Source organism: Gimesia sp., from assembly GCF_048260065.1.
In the GTDB taxonomy this organism is placed as follows: Bacteria; Planctomycetota; Planctomycetia; order Planctomycetales; family Planctomycetaceae; genus Gimesia.
Map to the genome: position 1 here is coordinate 70,178 of NZ_JBLXHC010000008.1, position 22,750 is coordinate 92,927.

Sequence of the window (22,750 nt, forward strand, 5' to 3'; positions counted from 1 at the left end):
CTGGTTGCAGAGCCTGAGCCCGGCTCTGAACCTGCTCTTATAAATTGTGCCGAGTGAACTACTCGACGCGAATCGATTCTGATACTGGAAGAGGTAACTCTGATGCACCTGTTTTTTTCTGTCGGCGAGCCAAGTGGCGACCAGCATACAGCACACCTGATTGAAGAAATTCGCAAACGGAATCCGGATGCCACCTTTTCTGCATTTGGAGGGCCCGAAATGCAGGCAGCAGGCTGTCATGTGGAAGTCAGACTGACTGACTATGCCGTCATGGGAATCCTCAACGTGCTCCCGCTCATTTTTAAATTCATCCAGTTGATCAGGCAGGCGGGAGCTTACCTTGAAGCCCATCGTCCCGACGCTGTCATTCTCGTCGACTTCCCGGGCTTCAACTGGTGGGTTGCCCGGAAAGCTAAATCACTGGGCATCCCCGTGTTTTATTACCTCCCCCCGCAGCTCTGGGCCTGGGCTCCCTGGCGCATTCGCCGTGTTCGTAAAAACGTCGATTATATTTTGTCGGGTTTAAAATTCGAAAAAGCCTGGTACGAATCGAGGGGCATCAAAGTCGATTACATCGGACACCCGTTTTTTGATGAAGTTGCGTCGAAAGAACTGGATAACAATCTTCTGAGCGAACTGAAACAATCAGAGAAAATCGTCGGGGTTCTGCCTGGTTCACGTACCAATGAAGTCACACGCAACTTTCCAGTAATGCTGCAGATTGTCAGCCAGCTCGCAACACAGTTTCCGCAAGCAACCTTCCCGGTCGCCTGCTACAGAGAAGCACACCTCAAACTCTGTGAGCAGTTTATTGAGGAAGCAAAACTCAGCCACTTACCGATTCAGCTATATCTCAAAAAGACATCTGAAATTATCGAATCTGCCGATTGCTGCCTGATGGTATCGGGATCTGTCAGCCTGGAAATGCTGGCTCGAAAAACCCCTGCCGTGGTCCTCTACCGCAGCCATTGGGGCATGTACTTCCTGGCACAACTGTTAATCACCTGCAAGTACATGTCACTGCCGAATCTGATTGCGGACAGAGAACTGATGCCGGAATTCCCTTCGGTGGGCTCGCCCGCCAGAGACGTGGCGAAAATCACAACCATTCTCAGTGACTGGCTCTGCACCCCGCTCTCCCTGGAAAGAGCCCGACGTAAACTCTCCTCACTTTACGATGAAACGGTCATTCCTGGAGCGTCCGCTCAGGCTGCTCTCGCTATCTTGAGCAAGATTGAGCCTGCACCTCAGCAGAAATCAGCAGCATAGTATACATGCAGACAACTCCTGACTGCAATTCTGTGTGGAATCGGGAATAAAACAACCATTTTCCCCTTAGAATTTGGGGAACCTTTAATTGTTTGTTTTGTGTGAATGGTCCTCCAGAATTCAGCTCGTTAGAATCGTCTCATACGTCGAATCAGGCAGATCACAGCCAGAATTGTGACACTGGTCAACTGAATATATTTCACTTCGAATCACGCATCTTGGATCATCGGGACTACGTACACTAATGGGTAAAAAAACGATCCGTATCGGAATAGTGGGTGCAGGGGCGAATACGAAAGCCCGCCACATTCCAGGATTTCAAGCAATTGAGGATGTCGAAATTGTGGGAGTTGTTAACTCGTCTCCCGCTTCGACCGAGAAAGTGGCTCGCAAATATGCGATCCCACAAACTTACTCTCATTGGAAAGAACTGGTTGAAGACCCGGAAATCGACGCCGTGATGATCGGGACCTGGCCGGATCTCCATTGCGAAGTCACCTGTATGGCTCTGGAAGCTGGCAAGCATGTTCTGACGGAAGCCAGAATGGCCCGAAATCTGGCCGAAGCGAAACAGATGCTTCAGGTTTCTCAGGCAAGACCCGACCTGATCGCCCAGATTGTCCCCAGTCCGTTTGGCCTGAAATACAATCCGGAAGTCATCAAACTAATCTCTCAGAAATACCTGGGTGACTTACGGGAAGTAGTGGTACTGGGAGCTGATGACTCATTCTGGGACTACAGTAAAAAATTACACTGGCGACAGGACAGGGAAATCAGCGGGAACAACATTCTCACGATGGGAATCCTGCACGAGACCCTCAGTCGCTGGGTTCCGCCTGTTGAACAGGTCTTCGCACAAGGTTCTATTTTTGAACCTCAACGGCCCTCAGCAAAAGGGGCTGGATACGCGGATGTGACCATCCCCGACAGTCTACAGATCGTAACCAGACTGCAGGGCGGAGCCAATGCCATGTACCACCTGAGTGGTTCGATCCTGTTTGGCCCGGGTCTGCAGATTCACATGTATGGAAGCCACGGAACGATTAAGGTACATTTCACTCCGGAAGAAAAAATCTTCGTAGGTCATATGGGTGAAACGGAATTAAAAGAAATTCAGGTCCCCAAGGCAGACCAGGGTGGCTGGCGTGTCGAAGCCGAATTTATCGGCGCCATTCGCGGCGAAGAAATTATCCATCACACCGACTTTGCTTCAGGCGTGAAATATATGGAATTCACTGAAGCTGTCGCCATGAGTTGCGAACAGAATCAACCGGTATCACTGCCTCTGTAAAACCTGAAGACAATGATACCAGATCAGTCGAAACATACTTTCTGGTTAGTTAACAGATCGAAGAATCGCACGAAATATGACGAAATCGTATGAGAGGGAATTACAAGTCGCCCTCACTGCCGTCAAACAGGCTTCTCTGATTTGTCGCTCTGTTCAATCAGCGATCACGGATGAAGTGCTGGAAAAGAAAGATAAAAGTCCGGTCACCATCGCCGATTTCAGCAGTCAGGCCGTGGTCTGTCGAGAATTGCTCCAGGCATTTCCCGCAGATCCGGTCATCGGTGAAGAAGATGCCGCCGAACTGAAGGAGTCTGAAAACCAGGAGTTTCTGGAAAAGATCGTCTCCGAACTTCAGTCAGCAGGCATTCCAGACAGCACGCCGGACCAGGTCTGTGCATGGATTGATCATGGGGGCGCCAAAACTTACAGTGACCGTTTCTGGACACTCGACCCCATTGATGGCACGAAAGGTTTCCTGCGAAAAGAACAATACGCCGTTTCCCTCGCGCTGATCGTAGACGGAAAAATTGTCGTTGGCGTTTTAGGCTGCCCGAACCTTCCCTGCCCCGCAGATGGATCTGTCACCGGAACCATTTATTACGCCGTCGCCGGCCAGGGCGCCTTCGCCGTGCCACTTGAATCGGACAGCAGCCAGGCTGCATCTCCAGTTCAGGTGACAACAACACAGGACTTCTCCGAATCCCGTTTTTGTGAATCAGTCGAGTCCGGTCATAGCTCTCACGGACATTCACAACAGATCGCAGATCAACTGGGAATCAAAAAAGATCCCAGACGACTCGACAGCCAGGCAAAGTACGCCGTTGTGGGACAAGGTGAAGCAGACATTTACATGCGACTGCCGACACGTCCCGGCTATCGTGAAAAGATCTGGGATCATGCTGCAGGAGTTTTACTGGTTGAGGAAGCGGGGGGCACCGTGACAGACATCCACGGAAAACCACTCGAGTTTAACCAGGGCTATGAACTGGCAAATAACCAGGGCGTGATTGTTACAAATGGCCCGTTACATCCAAAACTGATCCAGACTCTAAGCGAACTGGGCATCAGCCAATCGTGAAACTCTATTTGACACATTTTTTGATGATGAATTCTTGATCCACATGGACTGGCATATTGTAGTTACGTTTCTGGTTTTGAGTGGAGTGATCTGCTCCCTGACGTTTCTGCGTGCCGGTGCCGACACCATCTTGATGGGTGGCCTCACGGTTCTGGTCATTACCGGGGTGATCCAGGCAGAAGAAGCCATCGCCGGTTTTGCCAATGAAGGTTTGATTGCCGTTGCATTCCTGTTCGTTGTCAGCGAAGGAATCAGACAGACGGGTGGATTCGCCTTCACAGGACAGCAGATGCTGGGGCGTCCCAACTCTCTGACCGATGCGCAAGCGCGGGTGATGGTCCCGTCAGCCATTCTGAGCGCCTTTCTCAATAATACTCCCGTCGTCGCCATGATGATGCCCATCATTTCCGACTGGGCCAAGAAGATGCGGATCTCAGTGTCGCATCTGATGCTGCCTTTAAGCTATGCGGCCATCCTGGGTGGGCTGTGTACTCTGGTGGGAACCAGTACCACACTGGTCGTGGACGGTCTGCTCCAGCGCCAGGCTCATCGCCCCGGATTAACCATGTTTGAAATCGCCTGGATTGGCGTTCCCATTATGATCGTCGGCTTGATTTATCTGCTGATCTTCTCTCGCTGGCTCCTGCCCGAACGCAAACCGGCGATCACTCCCATGGATGATCCCCGTGAATATACCGTGGAGATGATTGTTGAACCCGGTTGTCCCCTGATTGGAAAAACCATCGAACAGGCGGGCCTGCGTCATCTGCCGGGAATGTATCTGATGGAAATCGACCGCAAGGATGATGTCATCGCCGCTGTTTCCTCCAATGAGCGACTGGCCGCCAATGACCAGCTGGTGTTCGTGGGAATTGTGGAATCCGTAATCGATCTGCAGAAAATCCCTGGACTGAAACCGGCAACAGATCAGTTGTTTAAACTCTCAGGCCCCCGTTCCGAACGTTGTCTGATCGAAGCAGTTGTTTCCGACAGCTTTCGATTCATCAACATGTCAATTCGCACCGCCAAATTTCGATCGAATTACAATGCTGCCGTCATTGCGGTGGCCCGTAATGGACAACGCATCAATAAGAAAATTGGTGACATTGAACTCCAGCGCGGGGATACCCTGTTGATCGAAGCACATCCTTCCTTCATTGATCAGCAGAGAAATTCGCGTGAATTCTTTCTCGTCAGCCAGGTCGAAGATTCCACTCCTCCGCGTCATGAACGCGCCTGGATTGCCCGCACGATTTTACTCGGCATGATTGTGATGGTGGCTTTCTGGAATGTCAAAATGATCGTCGCCGCCATGGTTGCCGCCGGGCTGATGACGGCGACGCGCTGCTGTAGCGCGACGGAAGCCAAGCGGTCGATCGACTGGGGCGTGCTGATCACCATCGCAGCCGGTCTGGGCATCGGCCGGGCGATTGAGAACTCCGGTGCAGCCTCTTTGATCGCATCCAGCTTTACCGGGATGGCCAATAACAGTCCGGTGGTCGTACTGGCCATCCTCTCCCTGATTACCCTGGTCCTTACCAACCTGATCACGGCGAAAGCGACAGCCACTTTAATCTTCCCGATTGCTGTTGCGGCGGCGGCAACTTTGAATGCCGACGTGATGCCTTTTGTCATTACGATCACCATTTCCGCAGCAGCCTGTTTTGCAACGCCAATTGGCTACCAGACCAACCTGATGGTCTTCGGCCCAGGGGGATACAAATATGCCGACTACCTTCGCATTGGTGGCCCCTTAACTTTGATCGTCTGGCTGATGACTGTGATCATTGTACCTCTTGCCTGGCCCTTCAATCCGTGATACTGTAATTGATGGTTTCATTCACGTCTGAAAAGAGGCATCACTGGATAGGAATTGATTCGGTGAAGGACTCTCCAGCAGGAATGTGAAACTCATTCTGTGAGTCTGGTCCCGCCTCCAGGCATGAACTCGTTTCCCTTATTTTTCAGGGTTTAAATATGAATCGCCTCGTCACCGCTCCCGTTTTATGCCTGCTGCTCTTCTGTTTCGCGTTCTTTTCAAACTCTGCCAGTCTGCAGGCGCAGTCCCCCAGTCCGGAAGATCAGGAACAGCTCGAAAAACAGCTGAATGAATTGCAGAAACAGATCAGCGAACTGAAACAGAATCCGGAAATCAAACGGGAACTCCTGGCGGATGTCGAAGTGTATGCGAAAGCCGCCGAATGGATCTTACGACATAATGAGTTTTATAAACCGCAATATGTGAAAGATACATTCCAGGTTTTGAAAACCGGACAACAGAGAGCGGAACAGCTCAAAGCAGGAAAACCGGAATGGACTGAGCAGACGGGTACGGTCATTTTTGGGTACTACTCCAAGATCGATGGTTCCGTTCAACCTTATGCATTAACGTTTCCAGCTGACTATAAAGAAAAGTCCAGTCACCGCTGGCCGCTCCATGTCGAACTGCACGGTCGTGGCGGCAAACGCAATGAAGTCTTTTTCATTGCTCATCCCAACGGAAAAGGTCCCCGGAAAGATCATGACTGGTTACACCTCGATCCCTTCGGTCGTACGGACAACGGCTGGCGCTGGAGTGGAGAAGAAGATGTCCATGAAGCCATTGCCGACGTCAAGCGAAGATACCTGATTGACAAGCAGCGGATTACGCTGCGTGGCTTCTCAATGGGAGGTGCCGGTACGTGGCACATCGGCCTGCATTATCCTTCACTCTGGTGCGGCGTCGGACCTGGTGCGGGCTTTGTCGACTTTTATCAATATCAGAACTACAAAGACAAACTTCCCCACTACCAGGATAAGACACTGCATATTTACGATTCGATTGATTATGCCCTCAATGCAGCAAACGTTCCTGTGGTGACTTATGGCGGCGGCAAAGACAAACAGCTGGTTTCCAGCACCCGCATGGTCGAGAAAGCAAAATCAGAAGATATTGAAATCCCCCTGTATATCAGCCCCGATGCAGGTCACCAGTCGCGCATGCCCACTTACCAGAATTTCCTCGCCAAACTTCTGGAACACTCAAAGGAAGGTCGTCCCGCCTGGCCTGGCAAAAAACAGATTCGATTTATTACCTACACGCCTAAATTTAATGAATGCGAATGGGTTACGATCGAAGAACTTGACGAGATGTATGAGCCGACCCTCGTTGAAGGGGGCGTGGATGAAGAAACTGGTAACCTGATTCTGACCACAGAAAACGTAGCGGCACTTTCCATCGCTCGCAGTATTGCCCCCAAGGTGGAACTGGATGGAAATATGCTGCCACTCGAATCAGCGGCCAATGGCCTGCTGCCACAAGTCTATTTTGTGAAGAGCAATAACGGCTGGGATGTTTTGAAGTACGAAGATTCGAAGACGTTCATCGAAAACCCCAACCAGAGAAAACGCCACAATCTGCAAGGCCCGATCGATGATGCATTCACCCTGCCTTTCGTTTGCGTCAAGGGAACCGGCACCCCCTGGACTCCACAACTCAATGAGTGGTCAACTTCGGTATTATCTCTCTTTGAAAAAGAATTTGATAAATGGCTGAGAGCTGAAGTTCCCGTCATCAAAGATACAGAAGTCACCGATCAGGTAATTCAGGATAAAAATCTGATTCTGTTTGGCGATCCGGGCTCCAATGCCGTCATCGCCAAAGTGCTCGAAGACCTGCCAGTCGAATGGACCAAAGATCAGATTACGGTGAATGGTAAAAAGTATGATACTAAAAATCATGGCGTTGCCTTGATCTATCCCAATCCGTTAAACCCCAATCGCTATGTTGTGATCAATTCTGGTCACACGATGCATGAGAAAGACTTCCTGGCTTCCAATTCCTGGCTCTTCCCCAAACTGGGTGACATCGCCGTCATTCAATTTCAAAAACAGAAAGACGGCACCTTTAAAAATGAAACCGTCTGGGCAGAACTGTTTGACAGCAACTGGGATTTACCCTGAACCAGCGTTATCACGGTGTCGTCCTGACAGAAATCTGATGATATTTTTTGATTGGGGGCTGCGCGGACTGCCTGATCTACTAACATCTTCGGAGTGAATTGACATCAATCACGGTCTGTAAAGGTACGTTTTCTGCCCAAAACCTGCTTCTCTAATCACCATAACCTACTACGAACAATAGCCTTACAAACATATCCATTCAAAGTTCCCTTTCAGTTCAAACGAGAATGGACCCAGGCAGTCTCATACTCCCGGTTGTCATCGATTGATTCTTGAATCGATCTTGCTTCATTTTATGATTTTTCATAAAACGCGTGTCCTGTCTTTTCAAATACTCGTTACGGAATCAGTCTCAGCCTGATTCACAAACCCCCTTCACCTGATTCAACGTTTGGCACAAATATCGTGCTCCTCCATTAATTGAGCCCTTTACCTCAATGATCCGGGCAAAAAAATGAAGTATTTTCGGTTCAGCATGGTTTTCCCTGCTGTATTAATCTTTTTATCACTCAATGGCTGCAGCTCTGCACCAGGCAAACAGACGATGGCCTGGAAAGCTCCCGCTACGCCGTGGAAGTGGGGAAAGTCATTTACATCAAAGCCGAAAAGTAAAGAGCCCGAAGAAACAGAAACAACGGTCGCTGACGCCGAACAATCAGAGGAAAGCAAGCCAGTCTTAAAAATTGAACTCGCCGCCGATGACAAGGCACCCGCCAAAGTCGTCACCCATAATGCGGAACTGCTTGCTTACATCAATGAAGAACTGAAAGACGCATCTCCTCAGGAACGGAATCAATACCTGAGCAGCTTTAAAGGCGTCGATCCGGAAATGATCAAGAACATTCTCCGTACCCGGAGAATGGTAAACAGCATACAGCAGGAGCAACTTGCGAAGAGTGACACTGCTTCTCTTGCACAGGTTTCGCTCCCCGGACTGGGACATAGTGAGCCAGGCGATGCTGAAGCCCCCATCATCCAGGCCAGTGTTCAGCAACTACCGCCCCCCGGGCAGATTGCACCTGGTGTGAACCAGCCGGCCATGTCATCCAATCCGGTTCAACTTGGAAATCTGGAAGGAATCGGTGCCAGTCCTGAAAACGGAATGCCTGCCATGGGCCCCAATCAGGCCCAGGCTTATTCGGCATCACAAACCATCAGTCAGGGACTCAATCATATTCCCGTTGTAGGTCCCTTGAAAAATCGCCTGTCGACCGCATTTCAACAGGGAACGTCTGCTTTACAAAGCGGAATCTCTCGAACGAGCACGGCGATCATCGGACAGCAGGACAATGCCCCGCAAACGTTACCCTCTGCCAATCAACCAATGCAACCTGCCGTTCCACAGACGGTTGAACTGGCAGCGAATGCCGGCTATGCAAACCAGAATTTATCAAACCTGACTTCCGCAGATCAGTTACAGCAGCTGATCTCTGTAGCCGAAGCAGAAATCTCACAGCTGCAACCAGGGTCCACTCCGCCTGAAAAACAGAATTACATTGAACGGCACGTGTATATTCGCATGCTCTACCTCATGGCAAATCAGCATGAACGTGCACTCGAGGCCATCCCGGGAATTGATCCCGCTGACCAGGAATTCTGGCAACAGACATTCTGGGCCGTTGCCAATTATTTTGACCAGGAAGCGATCCCCGATCAGGCGGACAGGGCAACACAGACGGTGACACAACTGCGTCAGGCAACCGCAAGACTGCAGGAGAAAGCCAACCTCTCACTGAAAAACGTTGCCTTCTGTCATAAGATTAACAGTTTTGGAAGTTACGAACGCTTTGAACGCGACGAGTACACGCCCGGGCGTCCGGTACTTGTCTATTCCGAAATCGAAAACTTCACCAGCGAACTGACTGCAGATGGCATGTATCGCACACTGCTCAAATCCAAAATCCAGATTTTCAAAGCAGGTAGTAACGGAGACCTCGTGGCAGAGATTCCCTTTGATACCACAGAAGATCTCTGCCGTAATGTTCGCAAAGATTACTTCCACAGTTATAAGTTTGAAATTCCCAGAAATATTTCGCTGGGTCCTCATGTCATGAAACTGACCGTGGAAGACGAAATCAGCCAGAAAGTGGCGACCTATACTCAAAACTTTACGGTTCGGTAGACCTCAATGCGACACAGCTACCCGGTAAATCATTCCTGCTTTGACAGCACAGTCACAGCGTCTGCCAGCCTCGCTTCTTCCACCCGGCAGACATCCGCGAACGCCTTTCGCTGGAACTTTATGATCCGTTCCAAGCAGAACGACCAGCTCCAGTTTCATTCCGGCACGGAAGTAGAAACCCGACGGACGTTAAAAATGGCAAAGGTGGAAGCAGTGCTGTTCGTGGCCGACAGTGCACTTTCCACTCGAAAAATCGCACAACTCGCAACCCTTGCCAATGCCAGCGAGGCCAAAGAACTGATTGACCAGCTCAATGCGGCGCTCGAAGAGTCACACTCTGCATTTCATATCAAGCGAGTCGCCACGGGTTACCAGATGATGACACAGCCACAGTTTTCATTCTGGCTGAATAAGCTGCATCAGAGACAGGCGGCGCTGAAACTCTCGCCTCCCGCCATGGAAACGCTTGCGATCGTCGTGTACCGGCAACCCATCACCCGGGCTGATATTGAATCGATCCGTGGTGTGCAGAGTGCTGAAATGCTGAAACAGCTGATGGATCGCGGACTGGTAAGAATTGGCGGAAAAGACGATTCGCTCGGTCGCCCGTTTCTTTACGAGTCGACGCGCAAATTCCTGGAAATCTTTGGTCTGAAAAATCTGGATGATTTACCCATGGGTGAAACACTGCGCATCAGACCGGAAAAACCGGAACCAGTTGCTGAAGAAAATGAAGAGGAAACAGATCTGGAAGCTGTTTCTGAGGATGAAGCAGACCTCGACGAGGTCGTTGATGAAGTCGATTCGGAAGAATTTTCAGACGACGAAGACGAAGATCTTTCAGCCGCCTGACACAGAGTTGACAAACTATCGAACCCGTATCGATTCCTCTGTTCTTCTGTGGTGCTTTCTGGAGATGGCATCAATCTTGTCCCAGCCCTCACCCACGGTCCAGCGGTAGTTAAGAATACGCCGACCATTCACCTGTTCGGCTCTCAGCCAGAGCTCTTTCCCCTTTAAAGCTTCCGCATTGGGAATGTAATACAACTTACGGTCCTGCCCGTGTTTCAGTTCGGTAATAAATCGTTGCATACGCTTCATGTTCGGTATAAACAGGCTGCAGCGAAACTGGAGTGTCTCCAGAGGCGAAGTGTTGTTGACAATCACCTGTTCGATTTCCAATACGTTCCCCTCGATTTTTCGGTCTGTTACCTGAACCATAATATCGCCCAGCCCCACATGATAAGACCTGTGGACCCGAATCGAATATTTACGCTCTGCAAAGATATCAAAATCGATGGACACATCCTTCCTGCCCAGGCTCGCATTGGAAGGCAACGTCATGAAAGTTTCCAGTCGGAACTTTTCTCCGGCACCGGTATCGAACACCCATTCCTGTGGTTCCACTTCCCAACCCCGGGGTACATTCAAAACCGCTTTTCCTCGCACGCTCTGCATGAAGGTATTTTTCCCCAGCACCGCATCTGGATGGCCTCCGTATTCACTTCGAGATTTGCCGATCTCAAATTGAGCCGCCAGCCGCCAGTTGGCAATCTGCTGATTACACTTTCGCAGAATCATGGGAGAAGAAGTGACCGGTAACGTATGACGACGCGTGCTGGAATCACGCTCCAGAGAAATGCGTTTCCCCCAGATATCAGTGGCCACCACATCTTCCCCCAGATAAATCACCTCTTCAGTGGGTTCCTCATTCCAGACAACGATGATTGCTTCATCGTCTCGCATAAAGACATGATTGGTACTCTTGTTAGGCATATTGAAGGAACCCTGATACCGTGCCCCCTGCAACGCAATTGCCATTGTTCTCCAAGGCAGGAACAATAACGTGGGTGAGCCATTTCGATTGAGCAATCCAACCTGTTCGTCGAATACCGACGACGCGAAAATGGCATCTGCACCCAGGTATTTTGCGGTCACCATGCGTTTCGCAAGATCAATCCCCCGCTCTTCAGCCGTGTATTGATCTTTGGATAGCGGAGTGAGCGTCACCCAGCGCGGGCTGCCGCCAGGAGTCAAGCGGGCATTCTGAAGCTCATGTGCCAGTTCTCCCGGGGAGAGTCGTTCGGCATTATTAATGGATACGAAACTCTGGGGCATGCTGTCTGTCGGCAGGGGAGTCTTCCAGTCCCAGTGAATCCCAACATGGGTATCCCGCCCGATCAGATCCAGCTGCGACTTCACCTTTTTCAATGTTTCATTGAGATTCTGCAGCCCGATGAAACTGTTATCATCATCGCCTCCCAGCTGCCAGTAATTCACCAGCGAAGTGTAGCGGGCAAAAACCTCTTCCAGTGAAGGAGACCAGAAACTCGAAGGCATTGTGAAGATCCCGCTCACTCCCAGCCAGTCTTTGGCAAACTGTGATCGCAGTTTTTTGGGAGGATGGTTCAGCAGTCCCACAGGAGTAATTCCCCGACTGGAAAACTGGTCCAGCATTTCTGCAACCTGGCTCGTGCGATGAATATCAGCGGATTCCATGACATTCCAGAGCGGATATTTGATCCAGTTAATTCCTGCCTGGGCTGCAATCTCCGGCAGTTCTTTGACAGGTAAATTTTCGTCTTCCTCAGAGATCGTCCAGCCAAATTCACCTGTAGACCTGGGCGTGACCAGATCAATCACGGCAAAGGTCGTTTTCTTTTCCAGAATGGACTTCTGATCCCTGACCAGTTTGGATCTGACTTCATAAAAGCCATACTCCATCGGCTGTAAACGCCAGACCTCCGTATGATTATTCCCATCGAGTAAACGGCTGTTTTCAACAATCTTGACATCTTCCGGTCTGGTGACGAGCGCCAGCGAAGAGTCTGCAATGTGTCGATTCGAATTGTCGACCAGTTCCAGATCCAGTCGATACTTGTTATCCGGATTCAAACCACTGATGCGACTGCTCACCCGGATCTCAGCAGAATGATCCACAAAATGGCGATGGTAATTATTGAGAATATCCAACTGGGGTAAGCTGCCTACCCACAGATCATCAAACCAGATATCCCCTGAAATGTCTTTCTGATCGTTATGCGCGACATGACAACCCAGCACGATGAACCGGACATTCGCCTGGGGAGTCAATGGCCCCAGCGTCACTTCAACCCAGTCCTTATGGGTTCCTGAAACAGGTCGGCTGACAAAATGCTGTACGCGCTGCCGCTTATGATCCAGAAAGGAAACCGAAATCAATGCAGCGTCATGAACTAATCTTTGTGTTTTCACATAGCCGCGAAATACATAAGCATGATCCGCGTCGATTTTTTCTGGGGGGGAATAAATCGTGGCATGCCCCCCGTTCACCGCAATGTGCAGACTCTGCTGACCTGTATGCCCCAGATTGCGATCGATTCTCACATCGACATATTCCGGGTATCCGGGCCCCTTGCGTCTCGACCAGTCATCCGGCAGATCGTCGAAGTCCTGGTCCTGCCTGGTTTCAAACGAATAAGACAGAACGGGTAACGTATCTTCCACGAGATTACCCTCAACAGGTAAACCGGCGAGTAATGCAAGGTAGCAGGTCGCAAGCGATGACAGTATCATGGAAGGTTTCCGAACGGGATTGTTTCTCTTTAATCAAGATCGACCATTTTTTGGTGGAATCTCAATCAGGAAGAGAGTGAGAAAGCCCATTTTCCGGATCCTGATCTGATAACGCGGAGAGATCATTCTCTTTTCACAGACAGTTAGATAAACTTTGCCAGTCAATCCGATTGCCGCAGTTATTCCGCACAGTTAAAATGACCGTAAACAGCTTGCTTTAAGGAAAATAATGTCACGCTTTAAACTCGCAGTCGCGACCCGCAGCTTTGGTCTGCCCATCAAACGCGCTATTAAAACAGCCGCTCAGATCGGTGCGCGCGGAGTACAACTCGACGTTCAAAATGAAATTTCACCTGCTTCATTTGGTCCTTCCGGAGAACGACAGTTCTGCAAGCTGCTGGAAGAATTTAACCTGTCTGTCGCCTCCCTCCGCTTACCGGCCCGTCGCACACTCGTTGATCCTGAATTCCTTGATGAACGCATCTCACAAATCCGCTCTGCTTTGGAATTCGCCTGGCGGATGAAAGCACCCTGCCTGATCATTCATCCCGGAACAATACAGTCTACCGACAACAGTCATTTTCCGATGATCTGTGAGGTCCTGAATGATCTCGCACGACATGCCTCACACATTGGTACCGACCTCTGCATCGCCTGTGAACGGAACTCTTCTGACGTCATCCGGGAATTACTCTCTCATGTCACCGCCGGGTTCATCGGCATCGACTTTGATACTGCTGAAATGGTTTACACGCGCCAGGATCCTGAAAAAACGATTCGTGAACTGTATACCTGGATCAAGTCTTACCGGTTGCGCGACGCCGTGCGGGAAATGGATGGAGAAGGCTCTGAAGTCCCCCTTGGGAAAGGCATGGTCATGTGGGATCAGTTCCTGCCTCTGGTCCTGGAAACCGGTTATCAGGGATGGCTGACCGTGGATCGCACCCAAGGTGAACGAAAGCTGGAAGATTGTCGCAGCGGCATTTCCTATCTGAACTCACTGCTCCCCTGATCTTCTGATTCTCAAAATTGATCGCGAGCTTATGTCACTTGCAGAACCTGAAATACTTTCCGTTACCGAAACTACTCGCCAGATTAAAAATCTGGTAGAGGCGAACTTCCCTTACGCATGGGTGGTCGGAGAAATTTCCAACTGCACCTTCGCCAGCTCAGGCCATGTCTATCTGACTTTGAAAGACGACTCTGCCCAGCTCAGAGCCGTCATCTGGAAACGGACTGCCTCACGATTGAAGTTCCAGATCGAAGATGGCATGGAAGTCGTCGCAGCCGGACCGGTCGAAGTCTATCAGGCGCGGGGAACTTATCAGCTCAATATTGAACAACTGCTGCCGCAGGGCGTGGGAGCGCTGGAATTAGCGTTTCGTCAGATGCAGGAAAAGCTGGCAGCGGAAGGCCTGTTCAATCCCGAGCACAAACAACCGATTCCGCAGTTCCCGCGAAAAATTGCCCTGGTAACCAGCCCCACCAGTGCGGCTGTGCGCGACATGCTGCAGGTGATCACACGACGCTGGAAAGCCGCCGACCTGATCATCGTACCCGTTGCCGTGCAGGGTGAGGGAGCCGCCGAACAGATTGCCGCGGGAATAGAGACTGCCGCCCGCATTCCCGGAGTAGACACTATTATCACCGGACGCGGCGGAGGCAGCCTGGAAGACCTGTGGGCCTTCAATGAAGAAGTGGTAGCCCGCGCCATCTTTGCCTGTCCAATTCCCATCATCAGCGCAGTCGGACACGAAATTGATATCAGCATCGCCGATCTGGTCGCAGACCGTCGGGCATTAACACCGAGTGAAGCTGCTGAACTCTCTGTTCCACTGCAATCCGATGTTCTGGCGACGTTGACGCACTGGCAGAACCAACTCGTCACCAACCTGAAACAACGCGCGCGACAGGTTCGTCTGCAACTCGATGCGATTGCCGCCCGCCCTGCTTTGACCCGCCCGTTCGATATGATTCACCAGCGGGCTGCACAGGCCGATGAACTGGATCGCAGACTGAAACGCAGCACTCGTGAAATGATTTCCCGATTTCAAATGGAAACGCGACATCTGGCCTCGGCGCTCGATGCATTGAGTCCCCTCAAAGTTCTGAACCGGGGATACAGTATCACACGCAGGGAAACAGACAATGAACCCGCAAAATTACAAATCGTAAAATCAATCAGTGAGGTAAAGTCCGGCGAAGTGCTTCACACACGCCTCTCCGACGGCACAATTATCAGCCAGATACAGGAAACCCGGGAAGACGACTGATGGATTCCTGACACTTTTATACTCAGTAAATCATTTTGATATTTAAAGATTTTAGTTATGGCAAAGAAAAAAGCAGCACAGACAGAAGAACCCCTCTTCGAAGAATCACTGGCGGAACTGCAGGAGATCGTCTCCACCCTGGAAGAAGGAACCGCAGGTCTGGAAGAATCGATGGAACACTTTGAACGCGGAGTTAAACTGCTCCGTTCGTGTTACCAGTCTCTGGAATCAGCCGAGCAGAAAATTGAAATCCTGACCCGCGTCGATGAAGATGGCAACCCGGTACTGGAAGATTTCGACAGCACGGCTTCCATCGACACAAAGGGACCTGCCAAAACAGGACGCCGCAAAAGCAGTTCCCCCAAAAAGGATTCGGATGAGAACGACCGAACTTTGTTTTAGTCTGATGGTAAACAGTATCAGACAAAGTAGACTTTCATGACACATTCATTGAAACAACTGGCCATCGATGTCGGCAATAGCCGCATCAAATTTGTGATTCTGCAAACGGACCTTCCCGTTCAGGATCCCATGCAGCTGCCTCTGGTAGAGCACGCGGTCTCGACGGCTATTGAGGAGCCGGTCCCCTGGGAGCAGATCAGTAACTGGTTTGGCGATCAGCCTCTGGAAGACTGCCAGAGTGTCGTCGCTGGTTCAAATCCACGCGGAATCAAAAAGGTCGTTTCGGCCTGGGCACTGGCTCCACTTCCGTCCCCCCTCGAAGTATTCAACACAAAAGATTTCCCTCTGGTCATTGAAGTAGACGAGCCGCGCAAAGTGGGGATTGACCGGTTGTTAAACGCGGTCGCCGCCAATAGTTTGCGTCATAAAAACCAAGGTGCGATTATCGTCGATACCGGCACCGCGACGACTGTGGACGTCGTCTCGTCGGAAGGTCACTTCGTGGGAGGATCGATTTTACCTGGCTTTGAACTTTCGGCAAAATCCCTGCACGATTATACGGCACTCCTGCCACTCATTCCCGTCGCTGATCTGCGTCAGGAAGAACCCGTTGTTCTGGGAAAACATACGACAAACGCGATTCGCAGCGGCTTATTCTGGGGACAACTCGGCGCAGTACGGGAACTGATTCACCAGTTCCAGAACCATTCCCTGTTCCACAGCAGTCAGGAATCACCACTGGTTCTGCTCACTGGCGGAGGCTCCTCTTTGCTGGCGCCGCACCTGGATGAACTGGTCCGGTTCGAGCCCTTATTAACACTGCAGGGCCTGGCGATCGTCGCACAAAAAATCAGCGGGATCAGATAAATCAATATGCCTTCATCGATTGAAAATCAACATTCAGATTCCTGCGCAGCCGCACTCTTAACACCCCGCGGTCGAGGTGCCGTCGCGACAATCCGCGTCACGGGAGAATTGATTTCGGTCGCTGCCGCGATCAATGCCTGCTTCCATGCCGCCAATCAGAAATCACTGGAAGCACAACCGCTGAATCGAATTGTCTACGGACTCTGGGGGCAAGGCAGTAATGAGGATCTGGTGATCTGTCGGCTCGATCAGAATACGGTCGACATCCACTGTCACGGTGGGATGGCTGCTGTTGAGCGAATCCTCTCTGATCTGGAAATCAATGGCTGCTCACGAAACAGCTGGGAGCAGCTGGCGAAATTCACCAGTACCGAATTGGCTGTCGAACTGCAGGACAGACTGACTGCGGCGACGACATTTCGAACCGCAGAAATATTACTGCGTCAGTCAGAAGGCCTGTTAAAATCAGCGTTCGAAAAACTTCTGCCTGGAGAGGGCCAAGCGTTTGATGCAGCACAATATCAATCGCAAATCGAACAACTGCTGCACTGGGAACAATTCGGCATTCACCTGACTTCCCCCTGGCGTGTGGTTCTCGCCGGCCGTCCAAATGTGGGTAAATCGAGCCTGATCAATGCGATCCTTGGTTATGAACGCTCTATTGTATTTAACGAAGCTGGCACGACCCGGGATGTACTCACAGCGACGACCGCCATTGAAGGCTGGCCGGTTCAGTTTTCCGACACTGCGGGAATTCGCGAGCAGGCTGACGAACTCGAAACGACGGGAATCAAGCGTGCAGAACAGATGATGAATTCCTCGGATTGCAATCTCGTTCTGATCGACGTCAGCCAGCCGGAACAGGCAGACGACCTGCGACTCATCTCACAATGGCCGGATGCCATTATCGTCGCTCACAAAACGGATCTTCCACACCGCTGGAAACAACCACTTCCCAGCGGTGCCATCGCTGTTTCCTCAATCACCAAATCAGGAATTGATCTCCTGCTGAAACGATTGATTCAAAAACTCATTCCGGAAGTTCCCGAGCAAAATTCACCCGTGCCTGTCACCTCACGTCAGCTTCAAATCTTACATCGCGCGCTGCAGGCACTTAATCAATCAGACCAGTCTGTTTACACCAGTCTGATTCAGCAATTACTGTCTTAGATCCTTCCGAACTACTTTTCTGATTGAGTCTTCAGAGTCTGTTTCCACTGCTGCAATGCCATCATCAGATTCCCCTGCGTCCACAACAGTGGAGTAATATCGTTCGGCACGTATCGGCCTTTTTCGAGGTAATACGATTCAGGACATTTATACGGGCCAAACACAGATTCACTGGTCGTGAGTTGACTGAGTGAACGATCCAGGTGAAAACGCTGCTTGTCAAAATCATCCTGACTTTCTGACTGTAGAAAGCGTTGACCATAGATCACCGACATGACAGAATCAAAAATGCACCATTGCGCTTCCTGTCCGGGTTTCAACAGTTTATCCCGACTGGACTGATCGTCGCTGAAATCAACTGTGCGATCGTCTTCGCCCAGCATTTCTTTGTAGTCGGCACACCAGTAAGAATCCCCCAGGTAACGACGGATTCCGTACTCGCCCATTAAATGAGATCGAACATCTTCCATAATCGTTTCAGCCAGTTCCCCCTGTACCAGGCCCAGCGGGAAAATCAGGAACAGCAGCGCACCATCATACTTGCGTGACAGCAAAGGATCTGCCTGAATACACTCTGCCGGCAGGATGTCATCCAGAGCAGCCTGCCCCTGTTGAATCAATGAGTCGACGGCGTCCGCAGAAACAGGAGTTCCGAGATAAGAAAACTGACTCCAGGATTCACTCTGATCCAGATAACGCTTCAGCATTTTCAATCCACTGACCACAGTGCCGATACTTGAGGCTTCAATCTTCCGGGCCTCTTCCCAGTGACCACTGTCTGCATCTTCCCAGAAGCGAATCGATTCGAAGTACCGCACGAAGGACGCCAGTAAGTCCAGTGTCCCCGACACGGGTTCCAGTTTTCCCTGTGTCAGCATCAGGCAATAGAACCAGACGTAGTAACCCAGCGCGTCATTTTGTGCATGTGCCCACTTCTCATCAATCTCGCCCAGTGTATTGCCATCAAAGCGAATATGAGGGCGTTTCATGACTTCCCTGTGACTTGCCTGTCCGGAAATAATCTGGTCAAACCGATCCCGGTGCTTGAGAAAATACTCTGTTAAAGTTGAGATTGCTTTGCACGCTGGTCCGGATTTGCCCACTGCATTTAACGCATGTGCGACATGAATATTATCTCGCACCCAGATACTCTGATAACCGGTTGATTCATGAGCAATCGCTGCCGGAAACAGGCCGTTCTCCAGAGCAGGAAAAGAGAATGTCCCCTGTTCTTCCAGAAAACCGACCAGTTCTTCCGTTTCAGCGACCGTTTGAAGTGATTTTTTAAGAGAGCGAAAGCGTTCGTCATCCATGAGAAATACCTGTAATAAACTTGAAATAATCGAAACAGATAATAATGCAGCCCGGAACAATCCGTGTATTGATCGCGCTACGCGCCCCGAATTGTGAAAGAATTGGCTTCAAATTGCAACGGCAGGTGCACTGAAGTGCCAGATTCTGAAATGTTGCAAAAAAACAACCACGTTGCAAAAAATCACCTGTCAATAGTCAAAACACCTCCCCAATCTGCGCTTCTGGTCCTGATTCCATTCATTTTTTCCAGTCCAGCAGTATCTCCAACCAGTATTACCGTTTCGATTTTCAGATTCCGCCAAGAAGTAACTCCCGCATCTCTCCGCAGCCAGAAACAGGTATAACAATTGCTTATTTCAGAGTTCTCGTTGTCTGTTTCTCGATCTCTGCACTCTTTTTGATGAGTTGATTCCGTTCATGAAAGGTCCCTGGCAGTCATTACAACGGTCGCATCAGATCAGCATTCTGCTCCTGTTATTGATGTTCTCAGGTATGGTGATCGCACGTTGGAACCAGCTCTATTTCTTTACACCTGACAGCGCCCGCTATGTCATCATGGCCAAATCGCTGGTCAACGGAACGGGGTATCGTGAAATCGATACGCCCGGCGAGCCGCTCTATGCCCATCGCCCTCCGGGAATGTCCCTGCTGTTATCACCGGCCGCGCTGATTGCCCCCTACAATGTCATCCTGGCAAAAGCCACTGTCTGGCTGACAGGACTGGTGATGTTGACACTGCTCTATCTCTATGTCCTGCGTCTCCAGAATCCGGAGCAGGATCGATTTTACTGGCCTGCCATTCTGATCGCCGGCATGGTCGCCATTAATCCTTACACCCTGTTCTTCTCTACCCTTGTCATGAGTGAAATTCCCTTCATGGCCTGCACACTGGTAATTCTGTACCTGCTGGCTGTTCAACCCGAATCGCCCGGGAAAGGGAAACTGGTACTGTTTACCTGCCTGCTGATTTTTCTTCCGTTTTTAAGAACGATCGGTATTGCTCTGGTTCTGGCCGTCGGAGTCTGGGCCCTCTTTCGCAGAACCCGCTGGCAGTGGCTGATTGGTGTGGCCTGTTCTCTGTCTGCAACTGGTTTCTGGATGTTCCGTAACTCCGCGCTGAAAAACAGCGGTTATGTCTCTGTAGCCCTGCAGGAAATTAAATCACAGGGCCTTGTGGGCACGGTCTTCAGCATCCTGCAGCGATGCCAGACTCACTTCGACAGCTTCTGCCAGAAACTGTTTCCTGACATGCCTGGAACAATGCCACGTTATTCCCGCATGATACTTGATGAAAACAATATTCTACCCGGACCAGCCGGGGTTTATCTGATTCTCGGTGCGCTTGTACTCGCGATCTCATGTTACGGGATGTTCAAACGGCGTCTCCAGGGAGGAACCGTCACGTTCTGGTACCTGGTCTTCAGCCTGGGAATCCTCTCCCTCTGGCCCTGGATGCAACAGCGGTTTACTCTGCCACTTCTACCTGTCGTGCTGGCTTTTCTACCTGCAGGCTGGGTCGCATTTTCAAATCACTTTGAAGTTTCCCGACCTGTGATTCGCAAAATACTGGTTGCCGGCTGCTCACTGTTACTGTTGCTACTGGCTGGCTGGCAACTGAAAACGGATAGTGCATTGATTCACGCGAATCTGAAAATGATCCAGGACCCTCAGAATTTCTACAAAGATCATCTCCCTCCGAACCAGTTCAGTAACTGGACTGCTGCCGGCACATGGATCAGAGAAAATACGAACCCCGATGCAAGACTGATTACACGACGTGCTGATGTCGCTACCACAGGACATCGTTATCAAAAGCTGAACTTTTTTGAAATTACGAATGCGGAAAAGTTACACAAAGAGATTCAGAATTTACCCGCGGATTACCTCGTCACTTTCAGTCGGGATACAGTTTCGGCATTCCCCTGGCATCTTCTTGATCAGGATCTCGTTTATCGCATGACACCGGTCTATGACGAACAGGGGGTGATGATTCTCAAGCTGGAACCGAACCGCAGCGGTACGATTCGCAATCAATACTGGCATCCCGATGACTCTCTCAAGCTGGCACGCGCAGCCATTGAAAAGTTCCCTCATCGTCTGGCGTTTCAGGTTGCCTATACACAACAACTGTTTGCTGCCGCACACTATGATGAATTAATCAGTTATGTCGACACACTGCAGCAACAGCAGATTGCCGACGTCAGACTGACGAACCTGCTGGCCTGGTCGTATATTAAAACGAAACAATATCAGAAAGCAGTTCGTGAATTCGAACGGGCCTTTTCGATGCCGGATCAGAAGATGCTCCGTCGCGATCTCGTCAGAGGTATTAACCTCGCACATGAGACGCTGGAAGCCAGCTATCAGGCAGGAGCAAAAGAGGAGCAGCCTGTAGCGCAAAATCAGCATTCTGATTTACAACTGGCTGAGAATTACCTGCGTTTATCCGAAATCACGAATGCCGAACAGACACTTGTCAGAGCCCTGAAGCAGTCCTCGGAATACCCGGAAGTGAAAGGCAAACTACACTCCCTGCTCGCGCGAGTTTATCTCGCGAAAGGCCGTACAGATGAAGCCATCCAACAGTTAAAGAATGCCGTTACTGCGGGAGAAACGGACGCTTCCCACACCTTGCGCATGCTCCAGCTGGAAGAAAAAACCGAGCATCGGTTAAAAATCCCACAAAAAAAACATGATGCAAAATCTGAACAGCTCACTTCAGAAACGCTACAGGACGTAGTGACACTGGTTGACTGGTATCAGTCATACGGCGTGCCCGGCCAAGCACTCAGCCTGCTGGAACAAACGAATGCCTTGTTCCCGAACCAGCCGGAGATACTCAGGTTACTGCTCCAGCTTCAGCTGTTTTACGCTCAGACCAGCGATGCCGAAAAGACACTCTCTCAACTGACCGGACTGACACCTGACAGCCAGAATTCAGAGGGAATGCTGAATCAAATTGAAGCATTGAAAAAGCGTCCCCGTTTCTAAAACACAACCATCAATGCTTCCGCATGGGTTATTTTCAACTCGATCAGGCACGGACAAAATCCGGGGGTAGAATTAATAAGTCTATAGAAAGTTGCGGGCCGGCAACGGGGGGGCGTTCGATGGAACTCTGGATAGATGGCTGGCTGGATTATCTGCTCAATGCCTGGCAGAACGCAACGGCGACTGATTATCTGCTCTTGATGGTCTGTGTGATTGTCATCGGTGGAATCTTTAACATCCACCGCAGCAGCACACGTTAATCAGTTCTCGTCAATCAGTTCGACGCACCATTCTTCACCGGCATATCCGACAATGTCTCCCGGTGCGAGTTGTTTGCGGCGGCGCGTTTCTACGATGCCGTTCACAGTTACTTCGCCGCCCTGGATGACGACTTTTGCATGCCCGCCGGTTTCCACGGCTGCCTGAAATTTCAGGAACTGATCCAATCGAATGGGGCGACGATCTTCTGATGTCAT

The 22,750-nt window shown here is 50.6% G+C and carries 17 protein-coding genes; 14 read left to right on the forward strand and 3 right to left on the reverse strand.

What is annotated here, in order from left to right:
• Positions 1-102 precede the first annotated feature (102 nt).
• The 7 genes from lpxB (at position 103) to scpB (ending at position 10,554) form a co-directional block, all read left to right on the forward strand.
• Positions 103-1,269 (forward strand): lipid-A-disaccharide synthase, encoded by a 1,167-nt coding sequence (lpxB, locus tag ACN0YN_RS16275; RefSeq protein WP_417386083.1) that lies wholly within the window; start codon positions 103-105, stop codon positions 1,267-1,269.
• Positions 1,270-1,513: 244 nt separating this feature from the next.
• Positions 1,514-2,560 (forward strand): Gfo/Idh/MocA family protein, encoded by a 1,047-nt coding sequence (locus tag ACN0YN_RS16280; RefSeq protein WP_417386084.1) that lies wholly within the window; start codon positions 1,514-1,516, stop codon positions 2,558-2,560.
• 76 nt (positions 2,561-2,636) lie between these two features.
• Positions 2,637-3,638 (forward strand): 3'(2'),5'-bisphosphate nucleotidase, encoded by a 1,002-nt coding sequence (locus tag ACN0YN_RS16285; RefSeq protein WP_417386085.1) that lies wholly within the window; start codon positions 2,637-2,639, stop codon positions 3,636-3,638.
• Positions 3,639-3,681: 43 nt separating this feature from the next.
• Positions 3,682-5,457 carry an SLC13 family permease gene (locus ACN0YN_RS16290; RefSeq protein ID WP_417386086.1) on the forward strand — a complete coding sequence of 592 codons (1,776 nt, stop codon included), beginning with the start codon at positions 3,682-3,684 and terminating at the stop codon, positions 5,455-5,457.
• 158 nt (positions 5,458-5,615) lie between these two features.
• Entirely contained in the window at positions 5,616-7,580 is a 1,965-nt protein-coding gene (locus tag ACN0YN_RS16295) for a prolyl oligopeptidase family serine peptidase (protein ID WP_417386087.1), read from the forward strand.
• A 454-nt stretch (positions 7,581-8,034) separates the two neighbouring features.
• Positions 8,035-9,702 carry a hypothetical protein gene (locus ACN0YN_RS16300; protein ID WP_417386088.1) on the forward strand — a complete coding sequence of 556 codons (1,668 nt, stop codon included), beginning with the start codon at positions 8,035-8,037 and terminating at the stop codon, positions 9,700-9,702.
• Between the two features lie 6 nt (positions 9,703-9,708).
• Positions 9,709-10,554, forward strand: coding sequence for an SMC-Scp complex subunit ScpB (gene scpB / locus ACN0YN_RS16305; RefSeq protein ID WP_417386089.1), 846 nt, complete (start codon positions 9,709-9,711; stop codon positions 10,552-10,554).
• Between the two features lie 15 nt (positions 10,555-10,569).
• On the opposite strand, the gene ACN0YN_RS16310 is transcribed toward scpB, so the two are convergent.
• Entirely contained in the window at positions 10,570-13,257 is a 2,688-nt protein-coding gene (locus ACN0YN_RS16310) for a hypothetical protein (RefSeq protein ID WP_417386090.1), read from the reverse strand.
• A 229-nt stretch (positions 13,258-13,486) separates the two neighbouring features.
• On the opposite strand from ACN0YN_RS16310, the gene ACN0YN_RS16315 reads away from it, so the two are divergent.
• The 5 genes from ACN0YN_RS16315 to ACN0YN_RS16335 are packed head-to-tail and all read left to right on the forward strand — an operon-like array spanning position 13,487 to position 17,969.
• Entirely contained in the window at positions 13,487-14,269 is a 783-nt protein-coding gene (locus ACN0YN_RS16315; RefSeq protein WP_417386091.1) for a sugar phosphate isomerase/epimerase family protein, read from the forward strand.
• A gap of 31 nt (positions 14,270-14,300) precedes the next feature.
• Complete coding sequence (xseA, locus tag ACN0YN_RS16320) at positions 14,301-15,530, forward strand: exodeoxyribonuclease VII large subunit (protein ID WP_417386092.1); 1,230 nt, start codon at positions 14,301-14,303, stop codon at positions 15,528-15,530.
• A gap of 57 nt (positions 15,531-15,587) precedes the next feature.
• Positions 15,588-15,932 (forward strand): exodeoxyribonuclease VII small subunit, encoded by a 345-nt coding sequence (locus ACN0YN_RS16325; RefSeq protein WP_417386093.1) that lies wholly within the window; start codon positions 15,588-15,590, stop codon positions 15,930-15,932.
• Positions 15,933-15,968: 36 nt separating this feature from the next.
• Positions 15,969-16,799: a type III pantothenate kinase gene (locus ACN0YN_RS16330; RefSeq protein WP_417386094.1), complete on the forward strand. Its 831-nt coding sequence runs from the start codon at positions 15,969-15,971 to the stop codon at positions 16,797-16,799.
• A gap of 6 nt (positions 16,800-16,805) precedes the next feature.
• Positions 16,806-17,969 (forward strand): GTPase, encoded by a 1,164-nt coding sequence (locus ACN0YN_RS16335; protein WP_417386095.1) that lies wholly within the window; start codon positions 16,806-16,808, stop codon positions 17,967-17,969.
• A gap of 11 nt (positions 17,970-17,980) precedes the next feature.
• Here the strand turns inward: ACN0YN_RS16335 and ACN0YN_RS16340 are convergent, their stop codons facing one another.
• On the reverse strand, positions 17,981-19,282 hold the full coding sequence (locus ACN0YN_RS16340) for a glycoside hydrolase family 15 protein (RefSeq protein WP_417386096.1): 1,302 nt from the start codon (positions 19,280-19,282) through the stop codon (positions 17,981-17,983).
• A gap of 418 nt (positions 19,283-19,700) precedes the next feature.
• Here ACN0YN_RS16340 and ACN0YN_RS16345 point away from each other — a divergent pair, with 418 nt between their 5' ends.
• The gene (locus tag ACN0YN_RS16345; RefSeq protein WP_417386097.1) at positions 19,701-22,274 is read left to right on the forward strand and encodes a hypothetical protein; all 2,574 of its coding nucleotides are present in this window, start codon (positions 19,701-19,703) and stop codon (positions 22,272-22,274) included.
• Between the two features lie 119 nt (positions 22,275-22,393).
• Positions 22,394-22,534 (forward strand): hypothetical protein, encoded by a 141-nt coding sequence (locus ACN0YN_RS16350; protein WP_417386098.1) that lies wholly within the window; start codon positions 22,394-22,396, stop codon positions 22,532-22,534.
• Here ACN0YN_RS16350 and ACN0YN_RS16355 read toward each other — a convergent pair whose 3' ends face one another.
• On the reverse strand, positions 22,535-22,750 hold the full coding sequence (locus tag ACN0YN_RS16355; protein WP_417386099.1) for an RNA-binding S4 domain-containing protein: 216 nt from the start codon (positions 22,748-22,750) through the stop codon (positions 22,535-22,537). It abuts the gene before it with no gap.

Bases quoted from the DNA above. Each gene is read 5' to 3' on its own strand.
- lpxB (WP_417386083.1), top strand. From the start codon at position 103: ATGCACCTGTTTTTTTCTGTCGGCGAGCCAAGTGGCGACCAGCATACA.
- ACN0YN_RS16280 (WP_417386084.1), top strand. From the start codon at position 1,514: ATGGGTAAAAAAACGATCCGTATCGGAATAGTGGGTGCAGGGGCGAAT.
- ACN0YN_RS16285 (WP_417386085.1), top strand. From the start codon at position 2,637: ATGACGAAATCGTATGAGAGGGAATTACAAGTCGCCCTCACTGCCGTC.
- ACN0YN_RS16290 (WP_417386086.1), top strand. From the start codon at position 3,682: ATGGACTGGCATATTGTAGTTACGTTTCTGGTTTTGAGTGGAGTGATC.
- ACN0YN_RS16295 (WP_417386087.1), top strand. From the start codon at position 5,616: ATGAATCGCCTCGTCACCGCTCCCGTTTTATGCCTGCTGCTCTTCTGT.
- ACN0YN_RS16300 (WP_417386088.1), top strand. From the start codon at position 8,035: ATGAAGTATTTTCGGTTCAGCATGGTTTTCCCTGCTGTATTAATCTTT.
- scpB (WP_417386089.1), top strand. From the start codon at position 9,709: ATGCGACACAGCTACCCGGTAAATCATTCCTGCTTTGACAGCACAGTC.
- ACN0YN_RS16310 (WP_417386090.1), bottom strand. From the start codon at position 13,257: ATGATACTGTCATCGCTTGCGACCTGCTACCTTGCATTACTCGCCGGT.
- ACN0YN_RS16315 (WP_417386091.1), top strand. From the start codon at position 13,487: ATGTCACGCTTTAAACTCGCAGTCGCGACCCGCAGCTTTGGTCTGCCC.
- xseA (WP_417386092.1), top strand. From the start codon at position 14,301: ATGTCACTTGCAGAACCTGAAATACTTTCCGTTACCGAAACTACTCGC.
- ACN0YN_RS16325 (WP_417386093.1), top strand. From the start codon at position 15,588: ATGGCAAAGAAAAAAGCAGCACAGACAGAAGAACCCCTCTTCGAAGAA.
- ACN0YN_RS16330 (WP_417386094.1), top strand. From the start codon at position 15,969: ATGACACATTCATTGAAACAACTGGCCATCGATGTCGGCAATAGCCGC.
- ACN0YN_RS16335 (WP_417386095.1), top strand. From the start codon at position 16,806: ATGCCTTCATCGATTGAAAATCAACATTCAGATTCCTGCGCAGCCGCA.
- ACN0YN_RS16340 (WP_417386096.1), bottom strand. From the start codon at position 19,282: ATGGATGACGAACGCTTTCGCTCTCTTAAAAAATCACTTCAAACGGTC.
- ACN0YN_RS16345 (WP_417386097.1), top strand. From the start codon at position 19,701: ATGAAAGGTCCCTGGCAGTCATTACAACGGTCGCATCAGATCAGCATT.
- ACN0YN_RS16350 (WP_417386098.1), top strand. From the start codon at position 22,394: ATGGAACTCTGGATAGATGGCTGGCTGGATTATCTGCTCAATGCCTGG.
- ACN0YN_RS16355 (WP_417386099.1), bottom strand. From the start codon at position 22,750: ATGACATCAGAAGATCGTCGCCCCATTCGATTGGATCAGTTCCTGAAA.